Below are 13,897 nucleotides of genomic sequence, written 5' to 3'. Positions count from 1 at the left end.
TTTATGACTTTTAACGTTTCAGATCATTCTGCAGTTTGGTCCGCAACTGCATCGCAGTTTCAAGCGACATAGGCTGTTCGAGAATCCCCCTTGCTGCGGGCTCGATATGTGCCGCGCCGCTCTCCCCGGCAGCAAACACGTAATAATCGAACAGTGCGCGCCACGCGTTGCGCTGGTGTGCTGGCAGATCCCGCAGACCGAGCATGGCATGCATCAGCGCATTGGTGGGGCGCCCCAGATACGCGGCAGAATCCCGCCACCAGTGGGTATAGAGGACATTCAGCGTGTCCAGGCTCTCCACGTGATGCCACCACATCCCCGGAATATACAATGCATCACCCGCCTGCAGCTCGGCCGTTTGCGCACGGGCCAATGCGTCGCGAAAACGGGGGAAGCGCTCGAAGTCTGGATTGTAGAAATCCACAAGACTGATTTCCTGCCCTCCCGGCGCGAATTCCAGTGGCCCTGGATAGAGGTTGACGATTTCTTCCGGTGGAAACAGGGTAAAGCGCCGTCTGCCGGCAATATTACAGGCCAGATTGTTGGGGAAGTCGTAATGGGCAGCGACACGCACCCGGTTACCGAGCCACAAGGAACCCACGGGCGATACATCGGACAGTCCCGCATCATTTGTGCTGGCGAATGGTGGAAACCAGAAGGAGGTCTGACTGGAAGGCATATAGCGCATGGGCGCGGGCGACGCCCCGGCGGTAGAAAGCAGGTCGTCCAGCAATTCCCCAAGAGCCACTCTGCGGGACTGAAAATTAAACCCGGTAAGATCTTTATTGTAAAAGATCCGCCCTTCCGTTTCCGGGTCGCCATAGCAGCCGTTAACAGGCTGGCCACTGTAATGGTCGAGAAGATATTCCGCCATTTTCCGTGCAGACTGCTTACCGGCACTTACCGCGGGGAAATGTGCGCAATAGTTTCGCAACACCAGTGGCCGGGTAACGCCTTCCACTGAAGCCAATACATTTTCCGGAGTAACATCCCAGGTTTCGTCCGCATACGGCAGACCTGCGGTTTCTATAAATGGTCGCCCGGATTTCATGCTTGCCCTCCGGTCAGATCAATCATGTACACTGCGACGATTTTTCTCATCAATCAAACGCCGGACCTGAGACTGGGACGCCAGCACCATATAGATTGCTTCCAGAAAACCGGCCCGGTGCAGTTCACTGAGGTCTTCACCATTGAGTGCCCGCAGGCGTGGCTCATCGATGGTATAAAACCCCTTCAATTGATTGATCGTACCGTTGTTCAACGTGACATCCATGGTGAATGGTTCCAGCAATCCGTGAATTTGCAGCGCGCGGATAAATTTCTCACTCTGTTCGATACCCTGGTGAATGGCTTCAAGCATATCCGACACGCCGTCAAGAAACGGCGAACTGCCACCATACTCCAGAAACAGAGGCTCGCCCTGCTCCCGACTGACGCGAGGACTGTCGAGGTCGATATGAATCACCCGGCGGGTTTTCTGCACACCGTCTTCGACAAAATGCTGGCGCCCAATTAAAAATGGTTCCCGGCGTACGGTCAGAGGAAGATAGGAAGCGGCCCATTGATCATTGTTGAGATAGAGATTTTCACCGGGCTCCAGGCCAAGCAGTACCAGAGGAAAGAATGCGCCGGTACTGGCATCCCGCTGAAAAAAGATGGGGTACTGCCCCTGAAGCGCGCGAAATTCCAGGGGAAATGTCAGTGCATACCAGACGTCATCACCCAGCTCTGCAGAGCGCCCGGTTCGCACCCGAAGATCACAGTGCTCTACGTTATTCAGCAATACCGCATTCGTCATACTATTATTCTCTTCCTTTTTTATTATCTGCCATCAGATTTCAAGCATGTTATCTGCTATAAAAAAAGCCGCTGACCATATGATCAGCGGCTTTCCCTGCCAGTTCAAACCATCCTGTGCTCTGGTTTAAAAGGCGTAGCGCGCACCCAACTGCCAGCGCGCACCACCCTGGTAGTAACCCATCAGCTGACGTGAATCACGGCCGTAAACACGCTGGTACTCATCGGTTACGTTAATCCCCTCAAGGAATACCTGCATGCCTTCAAGCTGTGGTAGTTCATAGCTCACGTTCAGGTCAATCTGGCTGTAAGCTTCCACATACTGTGGGTTGGCACCGGTGTTCTGGCCGCGGGAACTCAGGAACTCATCCCGCCAGTTATAGGCGATCCGCGCCTGGAAGCCGTTCTTATCGTAAAAGCCCACCAGGTTGGCAGAGTCGCTCAGGCCGACCATGGCCTCCTGATCCACCAGTATGTACGGGTCATAACTGAGTTCGGAATCTACGATGGTGTAGTTCGCCTGCAGGCCAAACCCGGTTTCACCGAACATGTGCTGCACTGCCAGTTCGACACCGTCGATGGTATTGTCCACATCGCTGTTTACCGGGGTATCCACCAGGAACACCATGTCATTGTCGGTGGCCGGGTTACCGGTAATAAATATCTTATCCACGGTAACGCCGTCTTCGAGGTAGGTCACATTGACGAAGTCGCTGTCGGCGTAATTGGCGGCAATATACTGACGAATGGATTCCGCATCATTGGCACCGTTCGCACGCGCCTCATCCACCAGAGCACCGTCTGCCGGGTTGGCAATATTGAACAGTGATTTCTCGGTTTTGGCATTGCTGATGAAGTTGGATACATCCTTGCGGAACAGGCCCACCGACGCGTAGCTGGTCTCGCCGTAATACCACTCCACAGACAGGTCGTAGTTGATGGACTCGTAGGGCAACAGGCTCGGGTTGCCGGTGGAGCCGCCACCAATGCCGCCGTTGGCGATGGTACCGATCGTGGTGCCACCTTTGATGGAATTGTAATCCGGACGGGTGATTGCCTTGCTGACTGCCGCGCGGGTCACCACGTCTTCTGTCACGTCCACTTTCAACGCAATACTGGGCAACCAGTAATCGTAGTTACCCTCTTCGCTCAGATAAACCTGTTCACCGGTGCCGATGATCGCCACTTCGTTGTTGGAGTTCCATTCTGCGCGATCGTATTCAGGCACCACAGATACCGAGTCCACATCGGTCTGCTCGTAACGCAGCCCCGTGTTGATCTCGTAAGGCATTCCGCGCATTTCGGAGGTGAAGTTGTACTGTGCATACACGGAGGTGGACGTCTCGGTGGTGGCACGATCGGTGTCAGACGCGTAGTCGGTGGAGGCGCAGAAGGCAGTTCCACAATCGCCTACACGGTTGGCCGTGCCCGCGTCGGTAGCGTTGTTCGCGTACAGGTCTTCGGCGATCGCACGCACCGCGTCAAAATCCCAGTCGTAATAGATATCCAGGGGCTCCAGCCCGCCGATCTCGGAAAAATCTCCCCAGGACTCATCAAACTTGTCGGAGATACTTTTGGCCGTAAACAGTTCGTCCGGCAGATCCGATGCGGGGCCCGCACCACCCCAGTTATTGCGCTGTACAAATACGGACTGGGAGCGATTGCTCACTTCCTGACGGGCGATACCGAAGTCGATATCACTGGATTCGCTGATTTCGAAGTTACCACCAAAGCGGAACTGGTCCACCTCGGAATAATCTTTGGAATTGGTGAATACTGAACCGGTAACAATGATATCGGAGGCATTCAAACCGTTGGCGGAGTCCACATAGATCGCCGGGATCTCGCCGGTAAAGTCCACGCTGCTGGCCTCGCGCACCATGGCGGCGACGGTCAGCACATTGCTGGTACCCCAGGGGCTGTCCGGAGTGCGCTCGGCTTCCGAGTGCTGGCCGTCGAAGAACAGGTTCAGCCGGTCACCAACCTGCCATTCCAGGTTGATCCCGAGCATATTCCCTTCGTGGATCTCGGCGGTGCTGCCGCCACCCATGGCCACATCACTGGGCGCCCCGTAGTATTCGGAGTAGATGATCGGCGTGGAGATGGGGCCGTCACTCCATACACCCCGCTGATCGCCCTGCCAGGCGTGATATACGGAAATATCATTGAACTGCTTGGCGATCTTGTTCTGGTAGTAGTTGTAATCCAGGGTTGCGGTCACATCGTCAGTGGGCGCCCACTGCAGCACCAGCTGACCATTGGTGCGCTTGCGCTGCTGCTCTTCAAACTTGAAGGCCGCGTTCTGCGCAACAGAATAGATGTCGCCCTCACCGGGACGGTTTACCTGATTCTCCAGCGGGACCGCGCCCCAGGCATCATTCACGCCGTCCCAGTTGTTGTCCATCTGGCCTTCAACACTGATCCAGCCACCGGGAACCAGCGCCTGTTGGCTGCCGCTCTCGCGCTCCTGCACGGAACCGGAAATGGCCACACCGAATTTGCCATCGGCAAAGGTGTCGGAATAGAAACCGCTGTATTCAGGCGTCATGCTGGCATCGTCGGAGGACTCATCCAGCACCCCTTTTACCCCAAAACGTAGGGTGCGCTCCGGGGTATTGAAAGGACGCGCGGTCAGCAGGTTGATGGTGGCGCCCATGCCACCGGAGGGCAGTGTTGCGTCGCTGGTCTTTGAGACCTCGACACCGGTCACCATATCGGAGGCGATATTCTGGAAATCAAAGGAGCGGCCACCGGTGGTGCGCGCCACCTGACGGCCATTCAGGGTTACCAGGTTGAAATCCGGCCCCAGGCCACGCACCGTAACCTTGCTGCCTTCACCATTCACCCGGTCGATAGAGACACCGGAAATCCGCTGCATGGATTCCGCCAGATTGGTATCGGGGAACTTGCCGATATCCTCTGCGGAAATCGCATCGACGATACCTTTGGCATCGCGCTTCACGTCCATGGATTTTTCAAGGCTGCCGCGGATGCCCAGCACCACCACCTCTTCCAGGGCGGATTCCGCTTCGGTTTGAGCCAGGGCGCCGCCGCTTACGCCCGCGAGGGTGGCGATGGCCACCGCAATGGAATTCTTCTTGAATCCGGTCATTCTGTTCATGGAGTTGTCTCCCCCATCGTCACGTCATTTTATTTATTGGTTTCGCCAGAGTAGGGACCGCGTGAGACCGCAACAGGATAACCCGATCTGGCGTGAGGCTATACTCCTGCGCCGCGCCAGAATGCGTCGTCCCACCTTGGGGATTTGGCCAAAAATGGACTTTCCCACCTTGGTTTCGGCAAAGCGGGAACGAAAAAACACATATAAATCAACAGCTTAAATGGAAAGCGCCAGGCCGCACCGGATTGGGACATTTTCCGGACCATTACGGGGCGAGACGGCTCAAAGCAGGGGCCTGGGGAGCCCGCAAGCCACTGACCGGTTGTGTGATCACGGATAAGGGTGCATCTGCAGCGTCAGCCTTTCACCGCCCCGGCGGCGAGCCCGGAAACCAGAAAGCGCTGCAGGGAAAGAAACAGCAACATGACCGGCAGCGAAACCACAATGGAACCCGCCGCAAAGTACCCCCACTCCGAGGCGTAGTCACTCACGAAGAAGCGCAGGCCCACGGGTACCGTATACAGGGATTCATCGTCCATGAAAATGGAGGCCAGGATAAATTCGTTCCAGGCAGTCATGAACGCGAATAGCCCGGTAACCGCTATGGCCGGTCGCGCCAGCGGCAGGATAATACGAGTGAAGATGGTCCAGTGGCTGGCCCCGTCGAGCAGTGCCGACTCTTCAATCTCGTAGGGCAGAGTGTCGAAGTAGCCCTTTAACATCCACACGCAGAACGGCAGCGCGGTGATGGAGTACACCAGTATCAATCCCAGCCAGGAGTTCCCGAGCCCCAACCACTGCACCACGATCACGTACAGAGGAATCAGCATCAGCACTGCGGGAAACATCTGCGAGATCAAAAACAGCAACATGCCCCGCTGGCGGCCGGCAAACCGGAAGCGGGAAAACGCATAGGCGGCCGTACAGCTCAGGGAAAGACCGACAACGGTGGTGGCAATGGCGACCACCAGGCTATTGCCGAGCCATTGCAGAAACGGCTGCTCGGAAAGCACCGCGCGAAAATTCGCCAGGGACCACTGTTCCGGTAATGGAACCAGAGCCATTAACTGCCGGGCGATGCCGGCATCCTCCGGCAGGCGGACCAGGGTCAGAGACTGCTGGCCGGAGAAGGCGAGGCTGACAACCCACAACATGGGATAGAGAACGATCAGCGAAGCCAGTGTCAGCAAGACGAAACGCCAGCTAAAAATATCCTGTGCAATCCTTTTCGGCACCCGCCTGCAAGCCAACCAAGCCCGGTGCCAAACCGGTTCGCCTGCAAGCAGGCTCCTGCGGGGGGGAGTCCCACCGGGAAAAGTCATCGGGCCACCTCCAGGGTGCGACTGACACGGGTCTGCCACAGGGTATAACCGAACAGCAACGCCAGAATTACCATGGAATAGGCGGCGGCGTAGGCATACTGGTACTTCTCGAACCCGATACGAAACGCCTTGGTGATCAGAATATCGTTGGCGCCGGCGGGCGCACCGTCACTGACCAGGTAGATGACGTTAAACATATTAAAGGTCCACACCACCGACAGAATCACCGCCGGGATCAGCACAGGTTTCAGCAGCGGCAGGGTAATCCGGCGGAACTGAAACCAGCGCCCGGCCCCTTCCACCCGGGCCACCTCGTACAGCTCCCGCGGAATCGACTGCAACCCGCCGAGGATCACCACCATCATGAACGGGATACTCAACCATACATTGGTTATCAGGCCGGTCACAAAGCTGGTACCGATAGAGTCAAACCAGGCCACCGGCGCCAGCCCGAGGATCTGCAACCCCTGGTTGAACACCCCAAACTGCGGATGGAACATGCCTTTCCACACCAGCGCGGTAATGTAATTGGGAATGGCCCAGGGCAGGATAAGGATCAGGCGGAACCAACTGCGCCCGACGATTGGCCGGTCGAGCGCCAGTGCCAGTACCATCGCCAGCCCCACCGCCAGAATCACGTTGCTGGCAGTCCAGATAATGGTCACCAGCAGGGTCCAATAGAAGTTGTCGAAATCCAGGCTGCGCTCGGCCCCCTGACCTCGCCACAGGTGAAAATCCCCAAGGATTGCCGCGTAGTTATCCAGCCCCACAAACCGCGACCACAGAGGCGCATGCTCGTTGAAGACGGTGGTATCGGTAAACGACAACAACAGCCCATAGCCAAGTGGAAACAACACCAGTAGCAGCATGCCCAACATGGCCGGCAGGATATACAGATACGCGGTGCGGTTGGCCTGCCAACCCACCATCAGCCGACGTCGACAACGGTGCCAGCCCCAGGCCGCGAGCACCACCAGCACAACGGGAATCACCCACAACCAGAGCGGCATCTGTGCCGGGGTTTCCCCTCGCCGGCGGGATCGCTCCAGGCGCGTCAGGTCCGCACTCAGTTGCCGCTGAAGCTGCTGCATCTCCGCTTCCGGCTGCGCCACGCCCTTGACGACTTTTTTCAGCGCATTTTCCAGAGGCACCCACAGCAGCGTCATCGCCGGCAGATTGGGAATAGGCACCGCGTGTTCCAATTGCTGGCGAAATGCCATGGCTACATGATTTGTCGCGACACTAGGGTGTTCAAACGCACTGATATTTGCCGGCAGCTGGCCACCTTCCGTGGCCATGATTTCCGCGGAGGCGCGGCTGGTGAGAAATTCCATCAGCGCCACGGCCTGTTCCGGGTGTTGTGACCAGGGTGACAGGAACAGTCCCTCCACCGCCACCCAGGGTGACAGGGGTTTACCGCTCTCGCTGTTGACCGGCAACGGCGCTACCCGGTAATTCACCTGCGGCGCGATTTCTCCGAGCATCCAGGGGCCACTGATCACCATCGCCGCACGCCCCTGATTGAACAGGTCTGTCACCAGAGTACTGCTGGGATCCTCCGGCAATATCCGGTCCTGGCGCGCCCAGCGCGCGAGCATCTGCAGAGAAGCAACATTCGCCGGACTATCCAGATCCAGATTGCCACCGCGATCGAATGGACCCTGCCCGAAGCTGTTCATCAGGGCGCCGTGAAAAAAGGGTTCGGTATAGCTGTACGCGAGACCGAAGCGCCCGGCAGCGCGGTCGGTGTGCCGCAATGCCTCCGCCACCATGCCGTTGGTGGTCGCGGGCGGTGACTGCACCAGGTCGGTATTCATGATCAGCGCCGGGCTCTTGAACGCAAACGGGAGGCCGTAGAGATCGCCGGTAAAAGTCATCGCATCCAGCAGGTTTGCCGGGAAGCGCCGCAGTAACCGCTCGCTCACGTAGCGATCGATGGGCGCAATGGTGTGCCCGGAGCTGGCCCACCCGCCGAGACGATCGTGGGCAAAGACAAACAGGTCCGGGCCCTGCCCCCGGGGCAGGGCCGCGGACAGCTTATCCGCGAAGCCGCCAAAGGGGACCGCCAGGGCTTTCACCTGCACCGCGCTCTGGCTGCGGTTGTAGTCGCGAATGCGCTGCTCAAACGCAGTGCGCTCGGCACCGCGGTAGCTGTGCCAGAGAGTCAGGCTATCCGCAGCCCTGGCGCTACCGGAAAGGCAAATCAGCAGGCACAACACTGCCTGCACGAGCCTGCCCAGCAGCCCCACCAGCCCGGTAGCTGTGCGCCTGCGCAACGGGCTCCCGCAGGATATTGAGGCCATGATCACATCCGCACTCCGGCGCGGGCAGTATCACTGCGAATGCGCTGTTGCGTCTGTGCATCGAACAGATACACCGCCGCGGGATCAAACGCGAGTTCCAGTGCGTCACCGAGAGTGAATGCCCGCAAACCCGGCAGCCGTGCTATGACCTGGTCCCCGCCCTTGCGCAGGTGTACCAACATCTCCGCCCCCAGGCTCTCAACCAGCTCGATCTCGCCGGAAAGCCGTGGCCAGTGGGCCGGCGCGCTGGCGGCGTAGACCAGCTTTTCCGGGCGCAGGCCGAGCAGCAGCGCGCGGCCCACTCCCTGCAGGTGCGGGCGCGGCAGTGTGAGCAGGTCGCAACACAGCTGGACACCGTCGTTGGCAACCGCAACCAGGTTCATCGGCGGCGAACCCATAAAACCCGCCACAAAGGTGTTGTCCGGGTCGTTATACAGTTCCAGCGGCGTCCCCACCTGCATCAGCTCCCCTTTATCGAGAATCGCGATGCGGGTGCCCAGGGTCATGGCCTCCACCTGGTCGTGGGTGACGTAGACCGACGTAGTGCCCAACTGGCGGTGCAGACGGTGAATGACTCCGCGCATTTGCACTCTCAGCTCCGCATCGAGATTGGACAGTGGCTCATCGAACAGAAATACCTGGGGGTCGCGCACCATGGCACGCCCCAGGGCCACCCGCTGATTCTGCCCCCCGGACAACTGGCCGGGCTTGCGCGCGAGCAGATCCGACAGCCCCAGTGTCTCGGCGGCATCCCGCACCCGACGATCAATGCCCAGCTTGGGGAAATTGCGCACCCGCAGACCAAATGCCATGTTTTCATACACGGACATATGCGGGTAAAGGGCGTAATTCTGGAACACCATGGCGATGTCCCGGTCCTTGGGGGGCAGGTCGTTAACCCGGTGCCCCCCAATATACAGATCGCCGCCACTGATGGATTCGAGCCCCGCAATCATCCGCAGGGTAGTGGATTTGCCACAGCCGGACGGGCCTACCAGTACCATAAATTCGCCATCGCGGATCTCCAGATCCAGGCCGGGCACGGTCGCGGGACCATCGTCGTAGTACTTGCTGACGCCTCTGAACTCAATATTGGCCAAGGGGACGGGTCTCTCTTATCGTCGATATTCAGTTTTTATTATTGTCGTTCTGCGGTTGGCAGGATTCTCAACCACAGGCCGGATTGTGCCCCAGAATTGTTACCGCCGCCTCCCCCCGCCCCATTTAGATTGGCCTAACCAACCCTGATCGCCTGCAGATCCACACACAAAAACAAGAACCCGCCGCTATACCCGGCCGTCTTGCTGCGGTGCTCCCTGACGCCACTCCCGACCGCCAAGGTGTAATGCGGCGACGAAACCCGGAGATCCCGTCCTCTCCACACAGCGAGCTGAAACATTTGTACTAAATTGATCTGGCGCAGATGTACCGCGTAGTAGTCGATAAGTATTTATAAGGACTCAGAGATATGCGCCAGGCCTCGCTTGCGGCTTTTATTGCAACCTTTGGCGTCACCCTCGTGACTTTGTCCGCCTGCTCGGTAAAACCGACCGCCATGGACGACGCCACCATTGATCAACGCGCCAGTGGTGACTGGCAAACCGCCTTCGGCAATCAGCAGCCCGTCACCGGCCCCATCGATCTGAATGAAGCCATTGCGCGGGCCATCGCCTACAACATGGACAATCGTCTCAAGCTGATGGAGGCGGTGGTCGCCAACCGCAACCTGCGCCTGTCGCGCTGGGACATGCTGCCGGAAATTGCCGCCAGTGCCGGTTACAACCACCGCAACAAACAGCACTTCGCCAGCAGTGAAGACGTAAACGGCAACCAGTCGCTCGCCCAGTCCACCTCTCTGGATAAGACCTACAGCACAGCCGGACTTGAATTGTCGTGGAACGTGCTCGACTTCGGTATCAACTACCTCTCCGCCAAGCAGGCCGCCGATGGGGTGATGATTGCGATCGAGCGCCAGCGCAAGCTGATGCACAACGTGATCATGGACGTGGAATACGCCTTCTGGATGGCCGCCGCCGCCCAGCGTGCCCAGGCACAACTGCCCGGGCTGATCGAACAGACCCGGCGCGCGCTGGAAAAATCCCGCGAGAGCGCCGAGCGCGGATTGCGCCAGACCGAGGCCAGCCTGGCCTACCGTCGCGACCTGCTGGACCTGATGCAACAGCTGCTGGCGCTGGAAGGGGATATGCACAACGCGAAGATGGAACTCGCCTCGCTGATGGGGCTGCCCCCCGGCACTCAGTTTCAGGTCAGCGCCAAATCCATCGATGTGCTGCGCAGCCCCTTTGCGGAAATGAGTGTGTTGGAGCTGGAGCAGTACAGCCTGCGCAACCGCCCGGAGCTGCTGGAAGAGGATTACCGCGAGCGCATCGCCGCAACGGAAATCCGCAAAGCCTGCCTACAGTTATTGCCCGGCCTTGAACTGCGCACCGGCTATTTCTACGACGACAACAGTTACCTGCTGTACAACGACTGGGCCGAAAGCAGCCTGCGCCTGACCTGGGATTTACTCGGCACCGTGGTCGCCGGGCGCGACCTGATCGGATACGCCCGCGATAACGAACGCCTCGGTGATGTACGCCGCGCCGCATTGACCGTTGCGGTGCTCACTCAGGTGGACCTCGCCTACAGCCATGTAAAACGCGCACAACTCAATCACGGCTATGCGGTGGAACTGGCGGATATCGACCGCCAGATGGCGAGTCAGTCCCGCGCGCGCTGGCAGTCCAGCCAGGGCACCGAACTGGAAAGTATCCACGCCTCTACCCAGGCTCTGCTTTCCAGCGTACAGAAAGATGTGAGCTACGCCGACTGGCGCAGTGCCAATGGGCGGCTCAGTAACGCGGTGGGCTTCCAGCCCGAGTTCTATATCGACTACCGCCAGCCGCTGGAAGTGATCGAACAACAGGTCGCGGACATGCGCACCCAGAGCGCCAGCATGGAACTGCTGCCGATCGGGGGCTACAACCCGGAAGGTGTCGAGAGACGCGAGACAGAAATCCGTGCAGACGGGCAAGCCGCAGCGCACTGGTAAACGCCGCAAGACTTTTCCAGGACACATTCATTAGTCCGACCTTCAGAAACTGGAAGCCACTCACATCGCTGATGTGGCTGCGAACGATGTACAGGTGGTACCCGTCATGCAAATCCGAAGCGCTTTTTCCGCGGTGCTGCTGGCAGCCTGTGTAGCAATGACAAGCACAGCGGGTGTTGCACTGGCCGCCGGCGAACCGAGTAGCAGTGGAGAGCAGAACTCCGCCCCTGCCAAACTCAACGCACTCAGTCGGGTGCAGCTATCCAGCGAACTGGCCGCGCGCATCATCGAAGTCCATGTGCGCGCGGGCGACCGCTTCAACAGAAATGATCTGCTTGCACGTTTCGACTGCACAGAATTGAGAGCCGAACTCGAAGGTGCCGAATCCCAGCGCACACTTGCGCGCCGCCAGCTGGATGCGAATATTTCACTGCGCCAGCTGGGCGGCAATATCAGCGAACTGGAAATGCTGCAGAGCGAGGCGCAGCTGGCAGAGACCACCGCCAATGCCAAGGTGCTCACTCACCGCAACAGCCTTTGCGAAGTGCGCGCGCCTTTTGATGGTTATGTGGTAAGCCGCTCCGTGGAACCGCACCAGCGCACCGAAGTCGGCGCGCCACTGTTCGAGCTGGTGGACAACCGCGGGCTCGAAGTCGAAGCCATCATTCCCTCTGTATGGCTCGCCCACCTCTCCATCGGTGACAACTTCCAGGTCTTGATCAATGAAACCGGTCTGACCTACTCCGCCACCTTGCAGCGCATTGTCCCTGTGGTTGACCCGGTAACCCGCACCGTAAGGGTCATCGGTGTTATTGATTCCGGCGAAGAGTCGATAACTACATCCCGGCTGCTGATTTCCGGTATGAGCGGAGAAGCCAGGTTCCAGCGGGCGAAAAGCACCAGCGACCTCCTCGCCGGCGGCTCCGATAAAAGCGATCATCGCGGAGCCAACTGAGATGGATGCAAAACTGCTGGAGAAACTCAACGGTTTTCTGTCCCTGCAAAAGAAACTCCGTGATGCAGCCGATGAACAACAGATTGGCCGTATCGTCTGTACCGATAGCCAATGCCTGCTCGCGTTTGATGCCTGCCTGTATTTCAGCGGCCCTCAACTGAATCTTGCTGCGGCATCCAATGTCACCAGTGTTGACCCGACCAGCAGTGAAGCACAGCACTGGCGCGGTGAAGTCAGGAATTACCTTGATGAGGCGCGCAAGCAAGCGTCTCCACAAACACCGGTTCAGGTGCAGATACATACCGCGGGTGGCGCAACGCCGGAGGCTTCCGCCACCGTCGACACCCGAACCCTTGCGCTGCTACCCATCGAAAAAAACAATGGGGATCTACTGGGCTGCCTGGTCCTGTTGCGCGCGCGCAAACTCTCACCTCAGGAACAGGAGATTTTTCGGGAAATCGGTGGGGCACTGTGTCATGGGCTGCTGGCCCTGCGGGGGCAACAACATGGACGGTGGAAAAACTGGCTGAGCCGCCGTCCGCTGATCGCCGCGGCAGCAATCGCAGCGATCTGTGCAATCCCGGTGCGCCAGAGTGTTCTGGCCCCGGCCACACTGGCGGCTATAGAACCGCGCATCGTGTCCGCGCGCACCGATGGCGTGATACGCGATATCAATATTCCACCCAATGCGCCGGTACACAGCGGCGATCTGCTATTTACCCTGGAAGATGCTGAGGTCAACGCGGAAATCGATCGTGTACAGCAGGAAATTTCCCTGTATAGCGAACGCCTGCGCATGACGCGCCAGTATAATTTTCAGCAGACCTCCGCCGGCCACAAGCTTGCGGAAGCGGAAACCGATTTATCCATCCGCACCCTGGACCTGGAATTCCAACAGGCACAGCTGGACAAAACCCGCATACGGGCGCAGGCCTCCGGTGTGGCCATATACACCGACCGGGCGGAATGGATCGGCCGGCGGGTGCGCGCCGGTGAAAAGGTAATGGAGATCGTGCAGCCGGAGGCGCGCCAGATCCAGATAGACCTGCCAACCCGCGACGCGATCCATCTTCCACCCAATGCGCGAGTGGTGTTTTATGCCGAGTCCGACCCACTCGCTCCCATCGAAGGTGAACTGCACTACCACAGCCTGCTGACCAGTGAGGGCGAGAACCTGCCCGCGAGCTACCGACTGCTGGCGACCATTGGGCAGGATCATCCCCAGATCCACATCAACACCCGCGGCCATGCGCGGGTATACGGTGCACGGGTGCCACTGATCTATTATCTGCTGCGCCGTCCGCTGGCCTCCGCCCGTCGCTGGGCCGGAGTCTGACACCCGCC

At 58.8% G+C, this 13,897-nt stretch carries 9 protein-coding genes; 3 read left to right on the top strand and 6 right to left on the bottom strand.

The window, feature by feature from the left end; translation table 11 throughout:
- Positions 1-10 precede the first annotated feature (10 nt).
- The 6 genes from AAFH99_RS04960 to AAFH99_RS04935 form a co-directional block, all read right to left on the bottom strand.
- Positions 11-1,051 carry a cupin-like domain-containing protein gene (locus tag AAFH99_RS04960; RefSeq protein ID WP_406828827.1) on the bottom strand — a complete coding sequence of 347 codons (1,041 nt, stop codon included), beginning with the start codon at positions 1,049-1,051 and terminating at the stop codon, positions 11-13.
- A gap of 18 nt (positions 1,052-1,069) precedes the next feature.
- On the bottom strand, positions 1,070-1,801 hold the full coding sequence (locus AAFH99_RS04955; protein ID WP_043320665.1) for a SapC family protein: 732 nt from the start codon (positions 1,799-1,801) through the stop codon (positions 1,070-1,072).
- Positions 1,802-1,927: 126 nt separating this feature from the next.
- Complete coding sequence (locus AAFH99_RS04950; protein ID WP_406828826.1) at positions 1,928-4,921, bottom strand: TonB-dependent receptor; 2,994 nt, start codon at positions 4,919-4,921, stop codon at positions 1,928-1,930.
- Positions 4,922-5,277: 356 nt separating this feature from the next.
- Positions 5,278-6,111: a sugar ABC transporter permease gene (locus AAFH99_RS04945; RefSeq protein WP_406828825.1), complete on the bottom strand. Its 834-nt coding sequence runs from the start codon at positions 6,109-6,111 to the stop codon at positions 5,278-5,280.
- Positions 6,112-6,239: 128 nt separating this feature from the next.
- Positions 6,240-8,546: an extracellular solute-binding protein gene (locus AAFH99_RS04940; protein WP_406828824.1), complete on the bottom strand. Its 2,307-nt coding sequence runs from the start codon at positions 8,544-8,546 to the stop codon at positions 6,240-6,242.
- Positions 8,547-8,548: 2 nt separating this feature from the next.
- A complete protein-coding gene (locus AAFH99_RS04935) occupies positions 8,549-9,646 on the bottom strand; it encodes an ABC transporter ATP-binding protein (RefSeq protein WP_406828823.1) in 1,098 nt (365 codons plus the stop codon).
- A 368-nt stretch (positions 9,647-10,014) separates the two neighbouring features.
- Between AAFH99_RS04935 and AAFH99_RS04930 the strand changes: the two genes are divergently transcribed.
- The 3 genes from AAFH99_RS04930 to AAFH99_RS04920 all read left to right on the top strand — a co-directional run bounded on the left by AAFH99_RS04930 (position 10,015) and on the right by AAFH99_RS04920 (position 13,889).
- Positions 10,015-11,598: a TolC family protein gene (locus AAFH99_RS04930; RefSeq protein WP_406828822.1), complete on the top strand. Its 1,584-nt coding sequence runs from the start codon at positions 10,015-10,017 to the stop codon at positions 11,596-11,598.
- 106 nt (positions 11,599-11,704) lie between these two features.
- Positions 11,705-12,553 carry an efflux RND transporter periplasmic adaptor subunit gene (locus tag AAFH99_RS04925; RefSeq protein WP_156035405.1) on the top strand — a complete coding sequence of 283 codons (849 nt, stop codon included), beginning with the start codon at positions 11,705-11,707 and terminating at the stop codon, positions 12,551-12,553.
- 1 nt (position 12,554) lies between these two features.
- Positions 12,555-13,889, top strand: coding sequence for an efflux RND transporter periplasmic adaptor subunit (locus tag AAFH99_RS04920; protein WP_406828821.1), 1,335 nt, complete (start codon positions 12,555-12,557; stop codon positions 13,887-13,889).
- Positions 13,890-13,897 lie beyond the last annotated feature (8 nt).

This window comes from Microbulbifer sp. ARAS458-1 (assembly GCF_045348205.1).
GTDB lineage: Bacteria > Pseudomonadota > Gammaproteobacteria > Pseudomonadales > Cellvibrionaceae > Microbulbifer.
The sequence above is the reverse complement of the archived record's forward strand: the minus strand, read 5'-3'. Positions and strand labels throughout refer to the sequence as shown.